General features: G+C 69.5%; 13 protein-coding genes. 9 read left to right on the top strand and 4 right to left on the bottom strand.

The window, feature by feature from the left end; translation table 11 throughout:
• Positions 1–104: 104 nt before the first annotated feature.
• From ABZ656_RS44320 to ABZ656_RS44310, 3 genes are all read right to left on the bottom strand, one after another.
• The gene (locus tag ABZ656_RS44320; RefSeq protein ID WP_360276379.1) at positions 105–1,334 is read right to left on the bottom strand and encodes a family 16 glycosylhydrolase; all 1,230 of its coding nucleotides are present in this window, start codon (positions 1,332–1,334) and stop codon (positions 105–107) included.
• Between the two features lie 570 nt (positions 1,335–1,904).
• Positions 1,905–2,408 carry a CAP domain-containing protein gene (locus tag ABZ656_RS44315; protein ID WP_360276376.1) on the bottom strand — a complete coding sequence of 168 codons (504 nt, stop codon included), beginning with the start codon at positions 2,406–2,408 and terminating at the stop codon, positions 1,905–1,907.
• A gap of 453 nt (positions 2,409–2,861) precedes the next feature.
• Complete coding sequence (locus tag ABZ656_RS44310; RefSeq protein WP_360276373.1) at positions 2,862–3,701, bottom strand: patatin-like phospholipase family protein; 840 nt, start codon at positions 3,699–3,701, stop codon at positions 2,862–2,864.
• A gap of 213 nt (positions 3,702–3,914) precedes the next feature.
• On the opposite strand from ABZ656_RS44310, the gene ABZ656_RS44305 reads away from it, so the two are divergent.
• The 8 genes from ABZ656_RS44305 to ABZ656_RS44270 all read left to right on the top strand — a co-directional run bounded on the left by ABZ656_RS44305 (position 3,915) and on the right by ABZ656_RS44270 (position 19,870).
• Complete coding sequence (locus ABZ656_RS44305) at positions 3,915–5,534, top strand: M1 family metallopeptidase (RefSeq protein ID WP_360276370.1); 1,620 nt, start codon at positions 3,915–3,917, stop codon at positions 5,532–5,534.
• A gap of 343 nt (positions 5,535–5,877) precedes the next feature.
• Positions 5,878–7,842, top strand: coding sequence for an N-acetylmuramoyl-L-alanine amidase (locus ABZ656_RS44300; protein WP_101400650.1), 1,965 nt, complete (start codon positions 5,878–5,880; stop codon positions 7,840–7,842).
• A gap of 742 nt (positions 7,843–8,584) precedes the next feature.
• Positions 8,585–11,125: a Pls/PosA family non-ribosomal peptide synthetase gene (locus tag ABZ656_RS44295; protein ID WP_360276366.1), complete on the top strand. Its 2,541-nt coding sequence runs from the start codon at positions 8,585–8,587 to the stop codon at positions 11,123–11,125.
• Positions 11,126–11,167: 42 nt separating this feature from the next.
• Positions 11,168–14,416 (top strand): amino acid adenylation domain-containing protein, encoded by a 3,249-nt coding sequence (locus tag ABZ656_RS44290; protein ID WP_101400648.1) that lies wholly within the window; start codon positions 11,168–11,170, stop codon positions 14,414–14,416.
• A 93-nt stretch (positions 14,417–14,509) separates the two neighbouring features.
• Positions 14,510–15,514 carry a TauD/TfdA family dioxygenase gene (locus ABZ656_RS44285; RefSeq protein WP_360276362.1) on the top strand — a complete coding sequence of 335 codons (1,005 nt, stop codon included), beginning with the start codon at positions 14,510–14,512 and terminating at the stop codon, positions 15,512–15,514.
• Positions 15,511–16,581, top strand: coding sequence for a 2,3-diaminopropionate biosynthesis protein SbnB (gene sbnB / locus ABZ656_RS44280; protein ID WP_101400646.1), 1,071 nt, complete (start codon positions 15,511–15,513; stop codon positions 16,579–16,581). The genes ABZ656_RS44285 and sbnB overlap by 4 nt, the downstream gene beginning before the upstream one ends.
• A gap of 156 nt (positions 16,582–16,737) precedes the next feature.
• Complete coding sequence (gene sbnA / locus ABZ656_RS44275) at positions 16,738–17,823, top strand: 2,3-diaminopropionate biosynthesis protein SbnA (RefSeq protein ID WP_360276358.1); 1,086 nt, start codon at positions 16,738–16,740, stop codon at positions 17,821–17,823.
• Between the two features lie 286 nt (positions 17,824–18,109).
• The gene (locus tag ABZ656_RS44270; RefSeq protein ID WP_360276355.1) at positions 18,110–19,870 is read left to right on the top strand and encodes a beta-ketoacyl-[acyl-carrier-protein] synthase family protein; all 1,761 of its coding nucleotides are present in this window, start codon (positions 18,110–18,112) and stop codon (positions 19,868–19,870) included.
• Between the two features lie 65 nt (positions 19,871–19,935).
• On the opposite strand, the gene ABZ656_RS44265 is transcribed toward ABZ656_RS44270, so the two are convergent.
• Positions 19,936–21,039 carry a Ku protein gene (locus ABZ656_RS44265; RefSeq protein ID WP_360276352.1) on the bottom strand — a complete coding sequence of 368 codons (1,104 nt, stop codon included), beginning with the start codon at positions 21,037–21,039 and terminating at the stop codon, positions 19,936–19,938.
• A gap of 141 nt (positions 21,040–21,180) precedes the next feature.
• Here ABZ656_RS44265 and ligD point away from each other — a divergent pair, with 141 nt between their 5' ends.
• Positions 21,181–22,047, top strand: coding sequence for a non-homologous end-joining DNA ligase (gene ligD, locus ABZ656_RS44260; RefSeq protein ID WP_101400642.1), 867 nt, complete (start codon positions 21,181–21,183; stop codon positions 22,045–22,047).
• The last annotated feature ends 233 nt before the right edge of the window (positions 22,048–22,280 follow it).

The raw sequence follows: 22,280 nt of genomic DNA, 5'->3' as shown, positions 1-22,280 counted from the left end.
GTACGAGGGTCAGGGCCCGGCACGCCGAGAGCACGCACCTGACGCCGCGGAGCCGCCCTCCGGGCGACGACGGGAATTTGACGACAGGACCTAGGGCCTGCGGCTCAGCCGACCGTCCACTTCTGGTTGGCGCCGCCCGAGCAGGTCCAGATCTGCAGCCGGGTGCCGTTGGCCGAGTTGTTGCCCGTCACGTCCAGACACTTGTTCGCCTGCGGGTTCACGATGTCGTTCGCCGAGGAGACGGCCCACTTCTGGTTCGGTCCGCCCGTGCAGTCCCACAACTGGACCGTCGAGCCGTCCGCCGTCCCGTTGCCGGTGACGTCGAGGCACTTGCCGAGCGCGCGGATCGTCCCGTCCGAGCCGACGGTCCACTGCTGGGCGGCGGTGCCGTTGCAGTCGTAGAGCTGTACGGGGGTGCCGTTGGCGGAGTTCGCCGCGGCGACGTCCGCGCACTTCCCGGCGAGGCCTCTGATCGCGACGCCGACGGCCGTGTCGCCCGTGGTCACCGATACCGAGTCCACCAGCAGTTGCTGCGGGAAGGCGGTGGAGCTGTCCGGGTCGCCCGGCCAGTAGCCGCCCACCGCCAGGTTCAGGATCAGGAAGAACGGCTTGTTGAACACCCATGCCTTGCCGCCCAGGTCGGCGGGTGTGCGCCGCTGGTAGACGGTCCCGTCCACCGACCAGGTGATCGAGTCGGGAGCCCAGTCCACGGCGAAGGTGTGGAAGGCGTCGGCGAAGGCCTGGCCGCCGGGCAGGGAGTAGGCCGCGCCTATGCCGCCCGAGCCGGAGTAGCCCGGGCCGTGGATCGTGCCGTGGACCGTGGAGGGCTCGTAGCCGACGTTCTCCATGACGTCGATCTCGCCCGAGTCCGGCCAGTTGACCGGTGTGCCGAGCATCCAGAACGCGGGCCACATGCCCTGCCCGCGCGGGATCTTCATCCGGGCCTCGACGTGCCCGTACTGGGCGTTGAACTTTCCGGCCGTGTTCAGACGGGCCGACGTGTACTGGCAAGTCCCGTACCAGCATTGGTAGTTGGCCGGGTTCTCCCGGCGGGCCGTGATGACCAGATGCCCCTGACCATCCAGGGCCGCGTTTTTGTTGCCCGACGTGTAGTACTGCCGTTCGTGGTTGTTGACGTTGTCGCCGGTCTCGATCTGCCACTTCGAGGAGTCGACGGCCGCTCCGGCGGGCCCGTCGAAGGTGTCGGAGAACGTCTCGGCGGCGGCCCCGACACTCGGGGTGTCCGCCCGTGCCGGGCCGATCGCGGCGGTCGCGACCAACATGGCAGAGAGGGCGGCGAGGAGACATCTGCGGAGCGATCGTGGCGAGACCACGGCTCTCCCTTCCGGCGCACGGGTGCGCCGAGCGAGGTGGGGGGTGAGTGCGTCGCCTCTTGATTTAAGAAGTGAGATAAGGGGGCGTCAATAGTTTGGTACGGACCAAATGGTGAAGACATGAGGTGCGTCATGCCGTATTCGGCGCAACGATGCCCGGTGACGGCGACCTCCTTGAGGCATACCTGCGCGACTGCCTCACCCCAGGCGTCGGCACCAGGGCCGCCCTGCGATTCGGCGCGAGGCAACTGCGCTCGGGCGAAGGCCAGTTGACTCCTCGAACAACCCAAGGCCCGGGTGCTGCTACGAAGAGAAGCGCTCAGACTCCCCGAGGGCGATGCACAAGGGCCCCTGCCCTCCTTGGGGCGTCGGCATCCGTACGTCGGTGCTCCGCCGATGACTTCATCGGCTTCCTCGTAACGCCTGAGCGCCCGGAGGTTGCTCACCAAACGCGCGTACGCATGTTTGGTGCCTGAGTGGCCCTTTCCGGCCGCGCGTGAATGTCCCGGTACAGGGTCAGCGCCATCTGGTGCCGCCCCGGCCCGACCTGTCTGCACGATGCCGCCGGAGTCAGGGCGCGTACTGGCACACCGTGATCGACCCGGCGAGAACGCCGCTCTTGGTGCCGCAGCCGATCTTCCTGTACCTCTCGTTGATCATGTTGTAGTAGTGACCCCATTTCTGGTAGCTGGGCCTGTCGGTGTCATGGTCGGGGTCGGCCTCGTAGGCGGCCTTCTCGCTTGCCCATCGGCCTGTGGCCGAGGCCGCCGGAGAGGACGAAATGTTTTGAGCGGCGTTGCTCATCGGGCCGTGGTGCAGCGTGCCGCCCGCAGTCGATGCCGGGGCGTCGGCCCAGTCCTGGGCTGCCTCGGCGAGCGAGTCGTCCCAGGTCAAAGGCGACTGGCCGGCCTGTTGGCGCACACTGTCGGTCTCGGGGACGATGGCGTGTCGATCGGAGGGGCTGACGTTGGAGACGGTTGCGGCAGCGCCCCTCGCCAGTACCGTGCCACCGGTCAACAGCGCCGCCGCGACGATGGTCGCGGCACGACGGTGCAGCAGAACGGGGTTCTTCATTGCGACTCCCTGACCGCACAGAAAACAGCGAACTCCCTGGCCGCAAAGGAAACAGCGGCGGCGAGAAGGCCTGCTGGAGAGTGCCGGCGTGGAGCACGGCCGCCACGGAAGCGAGCCGCACCGCCGACACATGCCATGGCCGGACAGCCATCGGTGACAAAGTGGTCTCGTCGGCGCCCGCATGGCCGCATTCGGTACGACCAGCCCAGGCCCGGAACGCCTGTGCAGCGGACGGAGACGGCGACCGGAGAAACAGCTGAGTCGCGGGGAGCTGCGGCCGAGTATCCAAGGACGTAACTCGATTACGGACGCGGTGAGTTCGGCGGATGCGGCATTCGGTCCGGCTCCGCGTCGTGGCGAAGGTTGTGCCGAGGCTCGGGCAGGAGGACTGGGAGCCCAGCGGTCACCTCACGGACTCCAGATCGAAATCGGTAGATCGAACTCTGCAGAGGCTCAGCCGTGCCAGATGGCTCGGACCTCTTCGGCGTACTCGGCCGCCTGGCGTAGCCCTGCCTGGGCCGCGCCCGGAATGCGGGACGCGTCCAGGGCGTTGCGGCCGAACGCACGGCGGGCCGCTCGGTCCGGGACCAGCAGGGCGGCCCGGGTGCCGCCCGCCTCCAGGGAGGCAACCTGGTCGAAGGCGCTCGGGGTCGCGCCCGGCACGGTGGGGACCGGGGCCAGGACCACAACCCGTCGGCAGTCGTGTGCCAAGTCGGCGTTGGTCGTGGAGCGTACGCCCCCGTCCATCCAGCGGCCCGCCCCGATCGTGATCGGCGGGAACAGCGGCGGCAGTGCGCACGTGGCCGACATCGCCGTCACCAGGTCGACCCCGCTGCCGGCGCCGAAGCCGGCCGGCTCGCCGGTGAGCGCGTCCACCGCGAACAGCCGCACGGGCCGCTCCGGCCAGTCCTGAACCGGCAGTTGGGGGCGGATCGCGTCGAAGACGTCGGACTCCGTCACGTCGCGCACGTTCAGGGAGAGCCGGCCCAGCCGCTTGACCACGGTCGCCGGATCGCGCGAACCGAGCGCGGCCCACAGGTACTTGACCGTCATGACGAAGGTGAAGTCCACCTCCATCATGGCTCGCTTCCGGGCGACCTGTGCCTCGTACAAGTCGGTGGGCGCCGCCCCTGCGGCCAGTTCCACGGCGAGCAGCGAGCCGGCCGACGTGCCGGCGAGCACGTCGGCACCGCCGAGGTCCAGCCCGGCGTCTGCCAGTCCCGCCAGCATGCCGACCTGCCATGCGTACGCGGTCAGGCCGCCCCCGCCCAACACCAGCGCCGTATCCGCCACGTCCACCCTCCCCACTAACGGGGACTGATCCCCGTTTCCCGCTCCGACGCTAGCACGTAGATGGGGAGTGATCCCCGCTTTCGTCGATCCGCATCCACTCCGCGACTCGCACACCCGTCCGCCGCTCGAGCGGACCCGTGCGGGGTGACCGACCGACGGGGATATGCGGGGAAATAAGCGGTTATGGGTGGATCCTGCTGGCATAGTGCGGCCATGGAGATCCACGACCCCCGGCGGCCGAATCAATTCCGCGGCCTGCGTGGCCTGCGCCGCCTCCGTGGTCTCCCAGGCCTCCGTGCCCACCGTGCCCGCCGTACGACCCTCCTCCTCGCCCTCACCGGCGCCATCGGGATCGGCGGCGCCGTCGTCCTCGTCAGCGCCCTCCCCCACGGCGACCGCCCCTCCCCCGCCCACCCAGGCACCCTCGCCACCACCACCCCCTCCGCCGGATCACCCGGCGCGGCCCCCTCCCCCGGCGCCCCGGGTATCGGCGACCCGCTGCTGCCGCTCGACGGCAACGGGGGGTACACGGTCCGCCGCTACACGCTCGCCTTCGACTGGCGGGCGCCCAGGACGCGCTTCGACGCCAGTACGACCATCAGCGCGAGCGCCACGCAGGCCCTGTCCCGCTTCGACCTCGACTTCGCGGGCAACACGCTGCACTCGGTCACCGTGGACGACGTACCGGCGAGGACCGTGCGCGACGGTGACGAGCTCGTCGTCACCCCCGCGAAGCCGATCCCCCAGGGCGGCGCGTTCACCGTACGGGTCTCCTACACCGCCGACCCGAATCAGCGACGGCACCGCGGCGACGCGATCGGGGACTACGGCTGGGTGCCCACGCCCGACGGCACCGTGCTCTATCCGCAGCCCGACGGGGCCAAGATGATCTTCCCGGCGAATGACCATCCGAGCCTGCGGGCGCCGGTCACCTTCCTCGTCACCACTCCACCGGGCGTCAGCGCGGTGGCCAACGGGCGGCTCGTCGAGCGCGTCCGGCAGCCCGACGGACGGATCCGGTGGACGTACGACTCCGAGCAGCCGGTCGCGGCGCAGCTGGTGCAGGTGGCGATCGGGAAGTTCACGTTCGTCGAGAGCACCGGTCCGCACGGACTGCCCGTCCGGGACGTGGTCCCCGGTGACCTGGTCTCCGACACCGCGGCGTACCGCTCGCTCACGCCCGAACACCTGGCCTGGCTGGAGCAGCGGCTCGGCCCGTACCCCTTTCGCCGCTATGGCGTGCTGGTGGGGGACACGGACCTGCCGGTGGCGCTGGAGACACAGTCGCTGTCCCTCGTGCCGAAGGGCGACCTGCAGGGTGACCGGGTCGACGCCGAGCGCGACCTCGTGCACGAGCTGACCCATCAGTGGACCGGCGACAGCGTGGCCATCCGGCGGTGGTCCGACCTGTGGCTGAGCGAGGGGCACGCCCGCTTCTACGAGCGTCTCTACTCCGAGGCGCACGGCGGCGACAGCGTCGAGTCCGCGATGCGGGCGGCGTACGAGCAGCACGACCAGTGGCGTCACGACGACGGAGCGCCCGCCGAACCCCGCACCGAGGCGGCCCTGTTCAAGCAGGTGCGGTACGACGGCTCTGCGCTCGTGCTCTACGCCCTCCGGGAGAAGGTCGGCGAGAAGACGTTCGACAGGATCGAGCGGTCCTGGGTGACGAAGTACCAGGGCCGGGCAGCCGGTACCCAGGACTTCGTCGCGCTCGCGTCCGAGGTCGCGGGCGAGGACCTGAAGCCGTTCCTGGCGCCGTGGCTGTACGGGGACCGCACCCCGTCCATGCCGGGACACCCCGACTGGCAGGTGGACCCGGTCCAGGACTGAGCCGTCCTCTCCCCCGTACGACGGGGCTCCCGCGCGCCCCGTACGACGGGACTCCCGCGCGCCCAGTACGACGGGACTCCCGCGCGGTACGGCGGGCTCGCGCCGACTCCCCGCCGGGGCGGACGTTCTGCCGCCGACCGGGTGGCCTCTGCCGGGTGGCTGGGCCACACCAGTGACGCTTGGCGCGACGGGGCGTGTCGGGCACGGAAACGTACGGGGGGTGATGCAGAGGGCAACTCCTTTGTCCTGATTGCGACGAGCATGATTGGAGACCCTTGCGATGAGAAAACGTGTCGCCCCCCGTGTCCCCAACTCCCCACGTGAGAACCGCCGTACAGTCCGCATGACCGCCTCCGCGGCGCTCCTGATGCCGCTGTTGGCCGGCCCGGCGGCATGCGCCGGCGGCACGTCGGCCGACCGGCATCTCCAGAACGTCTTCACGGACGCCGCGGACGAGTATCACGTGCCGCGCAGTGTGCTCCTGGGCGTGTCGTACCTGCAGTCGCGATGGGACGCCCGGCCGGGCACCCCGAGTGTCGTCGGCGGTTATGGGCCGATGCATCTGGTGGACGCCCGCCAGGTCAAGGCCAAGGACAAGTCCCCGACACCGGCTGCGTCGGAGTCGCATCGCGGAGGTGCCCAGCCGCCCGTGGCCGCGGCGGGCCCCTCGGCCTCGCCCGGGGCGGGCTCCCCGGGCGGCCGTTCCGCGCAGCCCGCGGACCTGCGCCGGGCCGCCGTCCTGATCGGAGCCCCGGTGGCGCGGCTGCGGACCGATGCCGAGGCCAACGTACGCGGAGGCGCGGCGCTCCTCGCGGAGACACAACGACAACTCGGCAAGCCGCTCAGCACCAACCCGGCGGACTGGTGGGAGGCGGTGGCACGCTTCCCCGGGACGGGCGACACCGCGTCGGCGGCGGAGTACGCGAACAACGTCTTCGCGGTGATCCGCAAGGGCGCGCACCGCACCACCGACTCCGGACAGCAGATCACCCTTCCCGCCAGCCCGAGCGTGCGCCCCCGTACCCCTCACCCCCAGGCCGCACGGCGGCCCAAGGAGGTCGAGTGCCCAGCGGAGCTGACCTGCGACTGGCTCGCCGCGCCGTACGTCGAATACGACGACAACGGCGACTACGGCAACCACGACCTGGCCGACCGGCCCAGGGACCAGAAGATCGAGTACATCGTCATCCACGACACGGAGGCGGATCTGCCGTCCATGCGTCAGACCGTGCAGGATCCGACGGAGGCGTCCTGGCACTACTCGATCCGCTCCAAGGACGGCCATGTCACCCAGCACATCAGGACCAAGGACGTGGCCTGGCACTCCGGGAACCAGTTCGTGAACGCACGCTCGATCGGCATCGAACACGAGGGATTCCTCAGGCGGCCCGACGCCTGGTACACGGAGCAGATGTACCAGGCCTCGGCCAAACTGGTGCGTTACCTGGCGAAGAAGTACGACATCCCGCTCGACCGGCAGCACATCTTCGGGCATGACAACGTGGCGTCGCCCACCACCTCCAGCATCCCCGACATGCATGACGACCCCGGCCCCTTCTGGGACTGGCGGCACTACTTCGACCTCCTCGGCGCACCCCTGCGTGCCACGGCCGGGCCCGACAGCGACCTGGTGACCGTGCTGCCGGACTTCGCCACCCACAAGCCGCTGTTCACGGGGTGCACCAAGAGCGGAGTGAAGTGCGCGCCGCACGGCTCCAGCGCCGTCCGCCTGCACACCGAGCCGGACGAGCGCGCGCCACTGATCCAGGACCCGGGCCGGCGCCCCGACGGCGAGGACTCCACGAAGGACGTCAACGACCTGGGGTCGCGGGTCTCCGCCGGCCAGACCTACGCGGTCGCCGGACGCAGGGGCGACTGGACGGCGATCTGGTATCTGGGCCACAAGGCCTGGTTCAAGAATCCGAAGAACCATCCGACGGCCGTCGGCGCGAGCGGCCGGTTCGTGACGCCGAAGGAGGGCTTGAGCGAGATCCCGGTGTTCGGGCGTGCCCTCCCGGAGGAGGAGGCCTACCCGGAGGGAGTGGAGCAGCAGTCCGAGTCCCCGCTGCCGTACACCCTCCTCGCGGGCCAGCGGTACGTGGCGCAGTCCCGGCCCGTCGGTTCCTATATCGACAGATCGACCTTCAGCGACACACCGAGCCTGGTGGTGACAGGGCGCGAGGAGTACTACGAGATCCAGTTCGGCCACCGGATCGCCTATGTCCGCGCGAGCGACGTGGACCTGGTGCGTGTACCCGGCACGGAGAAGGCGCCGTCGGGACACGCGGCGCCCCCTGCCGGGCGGTAACGGGGTCCCCGTCCGAGCCGGAGGCGCCCACGCGACCGCGTGGGCGCCTCCGGCTCGGGCATGCCAGGGGCTGCCGGCGGCACTCCTCTTCGTGGACGCCTCCGTGCCCTCCCCTCGGCGCGCGTGGCGGCTGGAGGCCAGGCCGGTACGCCGCGCCTCTCCTCGTCCCCACAGCTCCCCACGTCCCCACAGCTCCCCACGTCCCCACAGCCCTCCATGTCCCCACAGCTCTCCCTGTCCCCACAGCTCTCCCTGTCCCCACAGCCATCTGCCTCCCCGCAGTTCCCCACGTCCCCACAGCCCTCCGCCTCCGCGCGGTCCTCCGCGTCCGCGACTCCGCCGACGGCGTCCACCCGCCCTTCCGGATCAGGTACACGTCACTCGTACGCAGTAAGGCGAATCCCCTGCGCAACTCGTCGCCGCGCCGTCGGACGAGGTGGTGGACGAGGAGTGAAAACGGGTGGCGAGCGCTCTGCGCCGCGGGCGTCGGGCGTCAGCAGCGAGAACGCCCTGACGCCGTCGAAGGAAAGTGCCATACCGACACGATCCGGTTCGAGTGGCAGCCCCACGGGTGGGCGGATAAGACTGAGGCAACGGTCTTGTGACCGGACCTGTTTTGTGACCGGACAACAGATTCCGACCTCATGGCTTCCGGATTACTCGCTCCGGCCATCAAAAAGCGCGAGTGCAGGGCGTCGACCGTATTACCAGGCGGCGTTCGAAAGTTCCTCAAGGAGCTCGTATGGAGGAGAAGTCCGTCGAAGTCCTGACGCCTGGTCCGGGTGAATCCGCACTCGACAAGCGTGGGTACACCGGACCGAAGAGCGACATCGAGAGAGACCTCGCCGAGGTGTTGGCCGGCGTCATCCACGTCGAACGAGTATCGGTGGAGAGTCACTTCTTCGACGACCTCGGCGCCAACTCACTGGTGATGGCACAATTCTGCGCACGGGTCAGGAAGCGTCCGGATCTCCCCTCGGCGTCGATGAAGGACATCTACCGGCACCCGACGATCCGAAGCCTGGCGACGGGGCTCGGGGACGCCGAACCGCTTCCCTCCGAGCCGTCGGTTCCGGTGCCGGCCTCGGTGGTGACCCGGGCCGGGACGGCGCGGTACGTCCTCTGCGGAACGCTTCAGTTCTTGTTCTTCCTTGGATATTCATTCCTCGCCGGAATTGTCGCCGACCGGGGCTATGGATGGGTGTCCGCCGGCTCGAACGCGATCGGAATCTACCTACGATCGCTCGTTTTCGGCTCCATCGGATTCGTCGCCCTGTGCACCTTCCCGATCGTGGCCAAATGGATTCTCGTCGGCCGGTGGAAACCGCGTGAGTTCCCGATCTGGGGACTGACATATCTGCGCTTCTGGACCGTCAAGGCGCTGATCCACGCCAACCCGATGATTTTCTTCATCGGAAATCCCCTGTACGTGCTGTATCTGCGCGCCCTGGGCGCCCGGATCGGCAAGGGGGTCACGATCCTCTCCCGCCAGACTCCGGCCTGCCCCGACCTGCTCACGATCGGCGCCGGAACGGTGATCCGCAAGGACTCGTTCTTCCACTGCTACCGGGCGCACGCCGGCCGTATCCAGACCGGCCGGGTCACCCTGGGCCGGGACGTGTTCATCGGCGAGAAGACCGTGCTCGACATCGACACGTCGATGGGCGACGGGGCGCAGCTCGGCCACACGTCCACGCTGTACAGCGGCCAGGCGGTTCCGGACGGCCAACAGTGGCACGGATCCCCGGCACAGCCCACCGAGCACGACTACGTGCGGGTCGAACCGACCGCGTGCGGCACACTGCGCCGGGCCGGCTTCGGTTTCGTCACCCTGCTTCAGGTGTTCTTCCTCTACGTGCCGCTGATGGTCGGGGGCGCGTACTTGCTGTCGGACCTGATTCCGGCGCTGCACGACCGGCTGGGCCCGGGTTCGGTGGGGTTCGCCTCACCGAGTCTCTACGGCGACGCGCTGGCCCTGTCCTTCGTGCTGTTCTTCGGCTTCGTCGTCTTCGGCTTGGTCGTGCTGTTCACCGTTCCGCGCCTGCTGAACCTGGCCATCAAGCCGGACAAGGTCTACCCGCTGTACGGCTTTCACTACTCGACGTTCCGTGCGATCGGGCGCATGACCAACATCAAGTTCTTCAAATGGCTGCTCGGTGACAGCTCCTACATCGTCTACTATCTGCGCGGCCTCGGATACGACTTGTCCCGGATCGAACAGACCGGGTCGAATTTCGGCACGGAAGTGCAGCACGAGACCCCGTATCTGTGCTCCGTCGGCAGCGGCACGATGGTCGCCGACGGGCTCTCCATCGTCAACGCGGACTACTCGAGCTCCTCTTTCCGGGTGTCCAGGGCCTCGATCGGACCACGCAACTTCATCGGCAACAACATCGCCTATCCCTCGGGGGCCAGGACGGGCGAGAACTGTCTCCTCGCGACGAAGGTGATGATTCCGCTCGACGGCGAGGTACGCGAGGGGGTGGGCCTGCTGGGCTCGCCGTGCTTCGAGATTCCCCGGTCGGTCGAGCGCGACTCCCGGTTCGACCATCTCCGCGACGGCGAAGAGTTCCGTCGCAGTCTCGCCGCGAAGAACCGTTACAACATGCGCTCGATGGTCCTCTTCCTGATCGTGCGGTGGATCTACTTCTTCGTCCTCACGGTGGTCGCTCTCGCCGACGTCGATCTGTACGACTCCTACGGGCAGGTACTGATCGCCGTGTTCCTGGTGTTCAGCCTTGCTTTCACGCCTGTCTACTTCGTGCTGGTGGAGCGCTGCATCATGGCATTCCGCGGGCTGCAACCGCAGTTGTGTTCCATCTACGAACCGTACTTCTGGTGGCACGAGCGCCTCTGGAAGGTGCCCGAGAATTACCTCAACATCTTCAACGGAACCCCTTTCAAGAGCCTGATCTGGCGAATGCTGGGCGTTCGGATCGGCAGCAGGGTCTTCGACGACGGCTGCCACCTGACTGAGCGGATGCTCACCACCATCGGGAGCGACTGCACGCTCAATGCGGGAAGCAAGATCCAGTGCCACTCGCAGGAGGACGGCACTTTCAAGTCCGACCGCAGCACGATCGGCGCCGGCTCCACGCTCGGTGTCGGCGCCCACGTCCACTACGGCGTGACGATGGGCGACGGCGCGGAACTCGCCTCCGATTCCTTCCTCATGAAGGGCGAGGAAGTCCCGGAGCGCGCCCGGTGGGGCGGAAATCCCGCGGCGGAGATGCGCGACACCCCCTATCAGCCTGCCGCAACTGGCGTACGAGGCACAGCGTGACCGCGCCGGCCGGCAGGTCCAGTGAGTGAACGGGAAGATGCGATGAGAGTGCAAGTGGAAGCCGATCGGGAGTTCTGGCGCGGTCAGCTCGTGGCCGGTGGGTTCACCGCGCTGCCGCGGTGGACGCCCCATCCGGTGGCGGGCGTCGCCGACCACGAGACGACGGTCCCGGAGGACGTCGCGGGACCGTTGCGCGGGCTGGCGCAGGACCTGGAGGTACCGCTCGACTCGGTGCTGCTGGCCGCGCACGCCAAGGTGCTCGCCGCGCTGTCCGGTGAGCGCGAGGTCGTGTCCGGATACGTCCCCGCCGGCGGCGGCCGGCCGTTGCCCTGCCGGCTGACGGCCGAACCCTCGACGTGGCGGACGCTGCTGCTGAACGCCCATCGGGCCGCGTCGGAGCTGCTGTCGCACAAGGAATTCCCGGTCGACGATCTCAGGCGCGAACTGGGCCTGACCGAACCGCCCTTCGAGGCCGTGTTCGATCCGGGCGGTGTGGGCGGTGACCTGGCCGAGGACACCGTGTTGTGGGTCGGGTTCTCGTGGCGGGACGGCCGGCTCGTGCTGCGGCTGCGGTACCGGACCGACGTACTCGACGCGGACTGCGCTGCCCGGATCGCCGGTTACCACCTCACCGCGCTCGCCCGGATCGCCGTCGGTCCGGATGCCGAGCACGGACGGCAGATCCTGCTCTCCGCCGAGGAACTCCACTTCCAGCTCGAAGGGCTCGCCGGACCCCACCGGGACCTGCCGGACCGCCGGATGCACGAGTTGTTCGAACAGGGGGTGCGGGAACACCCGGACGCCGTCGCGGCCGTACACGGTGAACGGCGATGGACCTACCGCGAGCTCAACGCCCGGGCCAACCGGCTGGCACGCGCGCTGCTGGCGCGGGGGCTGCGCCGGGAGGGCGTGGTCGCGGTGGTGACCGAACGCAACCTGGACTGGCCGGCCGCCGTGCTGGCGGTCTTCAAGGCCGGGGGCGTGTACCTGCCCATCGAGCCGCATTTCCCGGCCGGCCGCATCGCCACCACGCTCACTCGCGCCGAGTGCGCCTTCGTGCTGACCGAACACGGCAGCACCACCACCCTCGACCAGGCCCTGGAGTCCCTGCCCGGGATCGGGAAGGTCTTCATCGACGCGGCCTACGCGGAGGACCACGCCGACGACGATCCGGGCGTGCCCGTCGCACCGGACCAACTCGCCTACATCTACTTCACCTCCGGCTCCACGGGTGAGCCGAAGGGCGCGATGTGCGAGCACGCGGGGATGCTCAACCACCTCTACGCCAAGATCGACGACCTGGGGCTCGGCGAGGGACAGGTGGTCGCGCAGACCGCGCCCCAGTGCTTCGACATCTCGCTGTGGCAACTGGTGTCCGGACTCCTGGTCGGCGGGCGGACCCTGCTGGTGGAGCAGGAGGTGATCCTGGACGTCCAGCGGTTCGTCGACAAGATCGTCGAAGGCCGGGTCGCCGTCCTCCAGGTCGTGCCCTCGTACCTGGACGTCGTCGTGTCCTGTCTGCGGCAGCACCCCCGCGAGCTGCCGGACCTGCGATGCGTGTCGGTCACCGGCGAGGCGTTGAAGAAGGAGCTCACGGAGCGCTGGTTCGCCGTCCAGCCCGGGATCAAGCTGGTCAACGCCTACGGGCTGACCGAGACCTCGGACGACACCAACCACGAGGTCATGGACCGGGCGCCGGACCGCATCCTGCTCGGCCGCGCGGTCAACAACGTGCGCGTCTACGTCGTCGACGAGCACCTCACCCCGGTGCCGCTCGGCGCCCCCGGCCTGATCGTGTTCTCCGGCGTCTGTGTCGGCCGCGGCTACATCAACGACCCCGAGCGCACCCGGCAGGCCTATCTGACCGATCCGCACCGTGAGGGCGCCCGGCTCTACCGGGGCGGCGACTACGGCCGCTGGCAGCCCGGGGGCAAGCTGGAGTTCCTGGGCCGCCGGGACACCCAGGTCAAGATCCGTGGCTTCCGGATCGAGATCGGCGAGATCGAGAACACCCTGTTGCGGGTGCCGGGGGTGCGTGACGGCGCGGTGGTCGTCGCCGAGCGGGCCGACCAGAGCAAGCACCTGGTGGCGTTCTACTCGGGCCCGCGGGCCCTCGACGGCGACGTCCTGCCGGCCCGGCTCGGCGAGTCGCTGCCCGAGTACATGGTCCCCTCGGCCTTCCACTGGCGCGAAAGCCTGCCGCTGACCGCCAACAGCAAGATCGACAGGAAGGCCCTGCAGACGCTCGCCGGAGAACTCGGCGTCGTCCAGGACGGCTACCACGCGCCGAACACACCGACGGAACACCGGCTGGCGGCCGCGTGGGCGAAGGTGCTCGGCATCCCGCAGCACCAGATCGGACGGCGGGACCACTTCTTCGACCGGGGCGGCACCTCGCTGTCGGCGGTGAAACTGGCGATCACCCTGGACCGTGCGGTGTCCCTCAAGGACGTCACCCGTCACCCGGTCCTCGCCGACCTGGCCGGGCTGGTCGACGGCAGGTCCGAGCGGCGCCCCGGGCTGCTGCACCCGCTGTCGGAATCGGACGATGCGCAGGCCGGTGCCCTGGTGTGCTTCCCGTACGCCGGCGGCAACGCGGTGAACTTCCAGCCGCTGGCCAGGGCACTGCCGGCCGGCGGGCCCGCCGTCTACGCCGTCGAGCTGCCCGGTCACGACATGGCAGCCGCCAGGGAACCGTTCGCACCGATGACAGAGGTGGTCGAACAAGTCGCCGACGAGATCGTCCGACGAGGCCTGACCAGGGTCCTGCTGTGGGGCCACTCCTCGGGCGCCGCGCCGGCCGTGGAGACGGCCAGAAGGCTCCAGGAGCGCGGGGTGGACGTCCAGCGGGTGTTCCTCGGCGCGCAACTGCTCGGCGACGCCGCCCGGCGGCGCGCCGCGATCGACGAGCTGACGGAACTGAGCGACGCCGAGATCGCCGCGAAGCTGAGCGCGGCCGGCGGGTACACCGAACTCGGCGAGCTGGACGCGCGGCACGCCGAGCACGTGGGCGCCGCCTACCGGCACGACTGTGTGTCCGCCCACCGCTGTTTCGCCGACCTCCTGGACAACCCGCCGACGCCGAAGCTGTCCGCTCCGGTCACCGTGGTCGTCGCCGCCGACGACCCGAGCACGGCGGACCACCCGCACCGCTACCGCGACTGGCAGCTCCTGGCCGAACAGGTCGACCTGCACGAGCTCGCCGACGGCGGCCACTACTTCCCGCGCACCCGTCCGGCCGAAGCGGCGCAGGCCGTTCTGCGCGCCGCCGAACTGTTCGCTCCTTCCTGAGTGACAACTGACTCGTGACAACCGACGAGTGACTGACCGACGAGTGACTGACCGAGTGACAACCGACTGAGTGGCTACGGAAAGGAAATCGAGATGTCGTCCACTTCCACGGCGTCGATGGTCGACGTGGAACTGCAGTCCGGCAGACCTCCGCTCCTGCGAGCCGAGGCCACCGGTGGCGCGGCAAGCTGGGCAGCCGGGCACCGGGACGCACTGCGCGCCGTCGTCGCCGAGCACGGCTGCGTCCTGGTCCGCGGCCTCGGGCTGCGCGACGCGGCCGAGACCGGTGCCGTCTTCTCGAAGCTCGCCACCGGTCTGATGACCGAGAAGGAGGTCTTCGCCCCCCGGCAGCCCTACTCCGACGGCGTGTACTCCTCGACGAAGTGGCCGCCGAACCAGCCGATGTGCATGCACCACGAACTGAGCTACACGCTCGAGTTCCCCGGCCTGATGATGTTCGCCTGTCTGAGCGCGCCCACCGACGGAGGGGCGACCGCGGTCGCCGACTCGCCGACCGTGCTCGACGCGCTGCCCGCCGAGTTGACCGAACGCTTCGAGCGCGAGGGCTGGCTGCTCACCCGCAGCTACAACGACGAGATCGGTGCGTCCGTGGCCGAGGCGTTCGGCACCGAGGACCGCGGTGCCGTCGAGAGCTACTGCCGCGCCAACGCGATCGCGTTCGAGTGGCAGCCGGACGGTGGGCTGCGCACCCGACAGCGCCGCAGCGCCGTGGTGCGTCACCCGGTCACCGGCCGCCGCTGCTGGTTCAACCAGATCGCGTTCCTCAACGAGTGGACGATGGCCCCCGAGGTGCGTGAGTACCTGATGGACGTCTACGGGGCCGACGGGCTGCCGTTCAACACCCGCTTCGGCAACGGCGACCCGATCGGCGAGGACGTCGTGGAACTGCTCAACAGCGTCTACGAGGCCCACACCGCACGCGAGCCGTGGCAGACGGGCGACCTGATGCTCGTCGACAACATCCGCACCGCGCACAGCAGGGAGCCCTTCGAGGGACCACGCGAAGTGCTCGTCGCTCTGGCCGACCCGGTGCGTCTGACCGACTGCTCTCCGACCGTCGAGGTGACCGCTTCATGACCACCGTCCGTTCCACCGCATCGGAGCCCGCGCCGGCCGCGCCGATCACCGTGCCGCCGTTCGCGGTGATCCCCGGCGCCCAGGTCCAGCGCGCGCTGCGCGGACGCGAGAAGCAGATCGTGGAGTTGGTCGAGGCCACCTACCGGGTGCACGGCGCCGGTGACTCGGTGAACCCGCCGTCGTACTTCCTGCGCTTCCCCGACCGCACGTCCTCCCGGATCATCGCTCTGCCCGCCTCGATCGGCGGGGAGGTGCGGGTGGACGGCCTGAAGTGGATCTCCAGCTTCCCGGAGAACGTGAAGGCCGGTGTCCCGAGGGCCTCGGCCGTACTGATCCTCAACGACCATGACACCGGCTACCCGTTCGCCTGTCTGGAGAGCTCGATCATCAGCGCCACCAGGACGGCCGCGTCGGCCGCTGCGGCCGCCGACCGGCTCAGCCGTGAACGGCCGCGACCGGCGCGGGTCGGCTTCTTCGGGGTCGGCCTGATCGCCCGGTACATCCACACGTTCCTGGTCGGCACCGGCTGGTCGTTCGACGAGATCGGTGTGCACGACCTGTCCACCGACAGCGCGGCGGGTTTCCGGTGCTACCTGGAACAGTCGGGCGCCACCGGCCGGGTCACCGTGCACGACAACGCCGAGCAGTTGATCCGCAACAGCGACCTGGTGGTCTTCGCCACGGTCGCCGGGCAGCCACACGTCAGCGATTTGTCGTGGTTCGATCACAATCCGGTGGTGCTGCATGTGTCGCTGCGCGACCTCGCGCCGGAGATCCTGCTCGCCTCGACCAACATCGTCGACGACATCGAGCACTGCCTGAAGGCCGACACCTCGCCGCATCTGGCCGAGCAGCTGACGGGCAACCGGGACTTCGTGCACGGCACGTTGGACGACGTGATGGCCGGACGGGTGACCGTACCGGCGGACCGGCCGGTGGTGTTCTCGCCCTTCGGCCTCGGGGTGCTCGACCTCGCGGTCGGCAAGTACGTCTACGACGAAGTGACCCGCTGCGGAGAACTGCACGTCGTCGACGACTTCTTCCACGAACTGAGCCGGTACGGATGAGCCGGCCACGAACCCGGGCCGCAGAAGACAGCGACCCCTGACGCAGGGCCCTGTCCGACTCGGATGGACACGGGCTCCCGCCCACAGAACCGAGAAGCCCGCCCACGGTCGGACGGACATTCCGAAAATGCTCTGCTTCAGATTGAGGAGACCGTCGTGCCCGTCATTTCCGTTCCCCACGCCTACAACGAAGAGGATCTCTATGTCGACCTCCGGTCGATCATCGGGCACTCGCTCTTCCTGAAGTGCGAGGGCTTCAACTTCGCCGGCTCGATCAAGTTGAAGGCCGCCCTCGAGATGGTGGAGGCCGCCGAGCGGGACGGAGCTCTGAAGCCGGATTCGATCCTGGTCGAGTCCTCGTCCGGGAACCTCGGCGTGGCGCTGAGCATGATCGCGGCGAGCAAGGGTTACCGGTTCCTGTGCGTGACGGACTCCCGCGGCAACCTGTCGACCAGGATGATGATGGAAGCCCTGGGCAGCCAGGTGCACATGATCGCCGGTCAGCAGGAAAGCAACGGCGGCTATCTCGGCGCGCGGATCGAGTACGTGCGTGCGCTGTGCGCCTCCGACCCCCGGTACGTGTGGCTCAGCCAGTACACCAATCCGAGCAACTGGAAGGCGCACTACCGCAGGACGGCGCCGGAGATCGCCCGTCAGTTCCCGCAGCTGGACGTGCTGTTCGTCGGGGCCGGCACCACCGGCACCCTGATGGGCTGCGCGCGCTTCTTCCGGGAGTGGCACCGGCCGGTGCGGGTCGTCGCGGTGGACAGCGTGGGCTCGGTGTCCTTCGGTGGGCCGCCCGGCCGACGGATGATTCCCGGCCTCGGGATGAGCATGCGCCCGCCGTTGCTCGACGAGTCCTACGTGGACGAAGTGATACGGGTCGAGGAGAGAGACACCGTCCGTACCTGCCACCGGCTGGCCAGACGCGGATTCGTGTTCGGCGGTTCCACCGGCACGGTGGTCAGCGGCGCGACGGACTGGTTGAACCGGCACGACGCACGCGAACTCACCGCGGTGGCCATCGGTCCGGACCTCGGCGAGCGCTACCTCGACACCATCTACCAGGCCAGCTGGCTGCGGGATCTCTACGGCGACAACGTGCTCAACTCCGACGAGATCGCCGCCGATTCCTGGGCGCCCTCCCCCACGCCACCGACACGGTGGGCCCGGCCGGTCGACCTCGAGAACAGCGAGCACGGCAAAAACCAACACCCTCAGCTCCAGGACCGTAAGACCTAGGCCCGCCTTCCGGATCGGGTCGCCTCGCGGTGCGGCGTCCGATCGGTACCGGTGGGCGGCACCGGGCTTCGCGGCCCGGGCCGCCCACACCGGGGCGGCACTTCGACGAACTCGGCGACCACGGGATCCGGTTGTCCGGCCAAGGGCGGTATTGGAGGTACGGGAGCGAAATACTGATCAGTGTTTTCGGTGACGTTGCCCACTATGCGGTGGGGACATCTAGGCAATTCCTACTTTGTCGCCGAAAGTTGGGGACGGAAATCCCCACAGAAAGCAATCGCTCCCCATGCACCGTTCGTCCGACGTTCCCGTACAGCCCCACGCCGTCACCGTCGCCGAAGTGATCCCCGGTGATCTGGTCGCCCTCTCCGAACAGGATGTGGCGAAGAACACCTGGTACGTGGTGATGCACACCCTGCCCGAGACACCCCACACCATTCGCCTGACATTGCGGCCGCCGCTCGGCGGAATTGATCACGACGAGGTATTCGAACGCGGCCACCAAGTGACCACGGCCTGCCGCCGAATGGATGTCGGGGCAATTCCCGAGATCACCTCCACCGACCTCGGTCCTGTGGAATTCCGGGACGGCGACCGCATCACCTCACTGCGCGCCGTGGACCCCCGGGCCGTCGAGGAGTCGTACACCCGCAGGTGGGGTCACTGGCACCGGGACCTGGACCGCCGGGCCGAGGCTCCCGTCCCCGACGCGGAACTGCGGGACTTGGCCGAACAGGCCTCACAAAAAGGATATGTCGTACGACATCACCCGCGCCCGCGTCGGGCCGCCGAGGCGTACACACCCCGCCGGGTCGTCGTCACCGGGCTCGGTGCCGTGACGCCGCTCGGTGTCGGGGTCGAGGAGCTGTGGCGGGGCCTGGTCGAGGGCCGGTGCGGGATAAGCGAGTTGGAGGGCGAGGAGTTCGCCGAACTGCCCGTGCGGATCGCGGGCAGCGTGCCCGTGGACCCCGTCGGGCTGCTGCCCCGGCCGCAGGCGCGGCGGATGAACCGGTCCGCCCAGTTCGCCGTGCTCGCCGCCCGGGAGGCCTGGCAGGACGCCGGGTTGGACCCGGCCGGCACTACGGAGAGCGGGCTGGCGCCCGAGCGGGTCGGCGTCTCGGTCGGGGCCATCCTCGGTGACGCCTCCGTGCTCGTCGGCGGCGACCGCAAGCTGCGGGACAAGGGCCCGCGCGCGGTCTCCCCGCTCACCACGCCGATGACCGTGCCCTCGCAGGCCGCGTCCCAGGTGTCGCTGGTGCTGCACATCACCGGCGAGGCCCGCACCGTGACCAGCGCGTGCGCCTCCGGCACCGAGGCCATCGGACAGGCCATCGACCGCATCCGGTACGGCCGCGTGGACGTCGCCCTCGCCGGGGGTGCCGAAGCCGTCGTCACCCCCGCGATCATGGCCTCGTTCGCCGCCATGCGCGCGCTCTCCACACACGAACTCGGATCCACCAGCCCCTCCCGGCCGTTCGCCAGCGACCGCGACGGCTTCGTGAACGGCGAGGGCGCGGGCTTCCTGCTCCTGGAGGCCGAGGAGCACGCCCGGGCACGCGGCGCGCGCATCTACTGCGAGGCCGCGGGCTGGGGGCTGTCCGCCGACGCCCACCACATGGCCGCGCCCGACCCGTCCGGCAGCGGCGTGGCGCTGGCCCTGCGCCGGGCCGTCCACGACGCCGGTGCCCATGTCGTGGACGTCGTCCACGTCAACGCCCATGCCACCGCCACCGTCGACGGCGACCTCGCCGAGGCGAGCGCGCTGCGCACCGTGCTCGGCGGGAGCGTGCCCGTGACCGCGCTGAAGGGCCACCTCGGCCATCTCCAGGGAGCCGCCGGCGGTGTGGAGGCCGTCGCCACGGTGCTCACCCTCCACCACGGCCTCATCCCGCCCACCATCGGCTGCGACGACCAGGACGACGCGATCGACCTGGACGTGGTGACCAAGAACCCCCGCCGGCTGCCCGCGCTCGGCGACCTCGCCCTGAGCAACTCGTTCGGGTTCGGCGGGCACAATGCGGTGCTCGCCCTGCGGCGTACGGGGTGAGCCGTACAGGGTGACTTGTACCAGGTGACGGGGCTCCGGGCCCCGTGGGTCGCCCCGGGGGGCCGTCAGGCCGAGGCGCGCCCCCGCGGGGTGGCCTTCTTCGCGGCCGTCTTCTTCCCCGTCGCCTTCTTGGCGGTCGTCTTCCTGGCCGCCGTCTTCTTCGCGGTCGACCTGGTGGCCGCCGTCTTGCCGGCCGCCTGGCCCGTCGACTTCGCCGTGGACTTCGCGGCCGTCTTCTTCGGCGCCGTCTTCTTCGCGGTCGACGTGGACTTCTTCCCGCCGACCTCCTTGGGCGCCGTACGGGCCGGCCTGCGGGAGGGCAGCGGGGTGACCTCGGCGGATCCGCCGGCCCGCGCCCCGGTCTCCTCGCCCGTCTCCTCACCCCGGGACACCTTGGCCGCGCGCACGCTCTTCTCCAGGGCGGCCATCAGGTCGAGCACCTTGCCGCCGGCCCGCTCCCCGGCGGGGGGCACGGCCGGGAGTTCACCGGAGGCCTTGGCGGCGATGAGTTCCTCGACGGCCTCACGGTAGTCGTCGTGCAGTTCGGTGAGCTCGACCTCACCGAGGGTGTCCATGAGGGCGTCGGCCAGGTCGAGTTCCTTGTCCCGTACGGTCACGCTCGCGTCCGGGGCGACCTCCTGCGTGGACCGGATCTCGTCCGGCCACAGCAGCCCGTGCATGGCGATCACGTCGTCCACCACACGCAGCATGCCGAGCCGCTCCCGCCCGCGCAGCGCGAACTTCGCGACGGCGACCTTCTGGCTGCGCTTGAGCGCCTCGCGCAGCAGGACGTACGGCTTGGTGGCGGGGACGCCGTTCGCGGCCAGGTAGTACGCCGTGTCCATCTGGAGCGGATCGATCCGCTCGGCCGGCACGAAGGCCACGATCTCGATCGTCCTCGCGGTGGGGATCGGCAGCGCGGCCAGCTCCTCGTCCGTGATCGGGATCAGCGTGCCGTCCGCGTCCTCGTACGCCTTGCCGATCTCACCGGTGGTGACCTCGCGGTCCTCCAGTTCGCAGAACTTGCGGTACCGGATGCGGCCGCCGTCGTCCAGGTGGACCTGGCGGAAGGAGATCGAGTGGCTCTCCGTCGCGTTCACGACCTTGATCGGGATGCTGACCAGGCCGAAGGAGATGGCGCCGTTCCAGATGGATCGCACGTGCGGCACCTTCCTGGTGGTTCCTGCTGACGCGGGCGCGCGGGATGCGGTTGAAAGCCAGGCTAGACGGGTGTGCGCGACCTCACATCCGCACGGGAGCGGCAGGGCGATCTGGGCGCCTTGATGGCTGTTTCATGCGACTCTCGTCGTATGACGCCGATCACGGAAGTGGAGGGGCGGCGGCTCGCGCTCACCAATCTGGACAAGGTGCTGTACCCCGCGACGGGTTTCACCAAGGGTGAGGTCCTGCACTACTACGCGACGGTCGCGGAACCCCTGCTGGCGCACCTCCACGACCGGCCGGTCTCCTTCCTCCGCTACCCCGACGGGCCGGACGGACAGGTCTTCTTCACCAAGAACGTGCCGCCCGGCACCCCCGACTGGGTCCGGACCGCCGAGGTCCCCCGGACGGAGGGTCCCGCCCGGATGGTCCTGGTCCAGGACCTCCCCTCGCTGATGTGGGCGGCGAACCTCGTCACCGAGTTCCACACGCCGCAGTGGCAGGTGGACACGCCCGGTCTGGCCGACCGGCTCGTGTTCGACCTCGACCCGGGGGCGCCGGCGACGGTCGTCGAGTGCTGCGAGGTCGCGTTGTGGCTGCGGGAGCGGCTGGCTGCGGACGGAATCGAGGCGTACGCGAAGACGTCCGGGTCGAAGGGGCTGCATCTGCTGGCGACGGTGGCGCGGATGCCGTCGTCGGATGTCAGCGCGTATGCGAAGGAGCTCGCCGTGGAGGCGGAGCGGGCGTTGCCGGCGCTCGTCACGCACCGGATGACCAAGAGTCTGCGGCCCGGGAAGGTGTTCGTCGACCACAGTCAGAACGCCGCGCGGAAGACCACGGCCACGCCGTACACGTTGCGTGCGCGGTCCGCGCCCACCGTGTCCGCCCCGGTCACCTGGGACGAGGTCGCGTCCTGCGGCGACCCGTCCCGGCTCGTGTTCCACGCCGACGACATCGCTCCGCGCCTGCGCCGGCACGGCGACCTGCTCTCCCCCCTCCTCGCCCCGTCCCCCTGACCGACCGGTCCCTCGCCCCGCCGCCCCTGCCCGTCCCATCCCCAGGGGCTCCGCCCCTTCCACCCCGCCAGGGGAACTGCGCGACCAGCCCCCATCCACCCGCAGCCGAAGGCATACCGGCAGACAGGGATCCGGGGTCTAGGTCCTGTCGTCAAATTCCCGTCGTCGCCCGGAGGGCGGCTCCGCGGCGTCAGGTGCGTGCTCTCGGCGTGCCGGGCCCTGACCCTCGTACT

Source organism: Streptomyces sp. NPDC007095, assembly GCF_040634475.1.
GTDB lineage: Bacteria > Actinomycetota > Actinomycetes > Streptomycetales > Streptomycetaceae > Streptomyces.
This window is presented reverse-complemented; position numbering and strand designations above follow the sequence as displayed.

Bases quoted from the DNA above. Each gene is read 5' to 3' on its own strand.
- ABZ656_RS44315 (WP_360276376.1), bottom strand. From the start codon at position 2,408: ATGAAGAACCCCGTTCTGCTGCACCGTCGTGCCGCGACCATCGTCGCG.
- ABZ656_RS44305 (WP_360276370.1), top strand. From the start codon at position 3,915: ATGGAGATCCACGACCCCCGGCGGCCGAATCAATTCCGCGGCCTGCGT.
- ABZ656_RS44300 (WP_101400650.1), top strand. From the start codon at position 5,878: ATGACCGCCTCCGCGGCGCTCCTGATGCCGCTGTTGGCCGGCCCGGCG.
- ABZ656_RS44295 (WP_360276366.1), top strand. From the start codon at position 8,585: ATGGAGGAGAAGTCCGTCGAAGTCCTGACGCCTGGTCCGGGTGAATCC.
- ABZ656_RS44290 (WP_101400648.1), top strand. From the start codon at position 11,168: ATGAGAGTGCAAGTGGAAGCCGATCGGGAGTTCTGGCGCGGTCAGCTC.
- ABZ656_RS44285 (WP_360276362.1), top strand. From the start codon at position 14,510: ATGTCGTCCACTTCCACGGCGTCGATGGTCGACGTGGAACTGCAGTCC.
- sbnB (WP_101400646.1), top strand. From the start codon at position 15,511: ATGACCACCGTCCGTTCCACCGCATCGGAGCCCGCGCCGGCCGCGCCG.
- ABZ656_RS44270 (WP_360276355.1), top strand. From the start codon at position 18,110: ATGCACCGTTCGTCCGACGTTCCCGTACAGCCCCACGCCGTCACCGTC.
- ligD (WP_101400642.1), top strand. From the start codon at position 21,181: ATGACGCCGATCACGGAAGTGGAGGGGCGGCGGCTCGCGCTCACCAAT.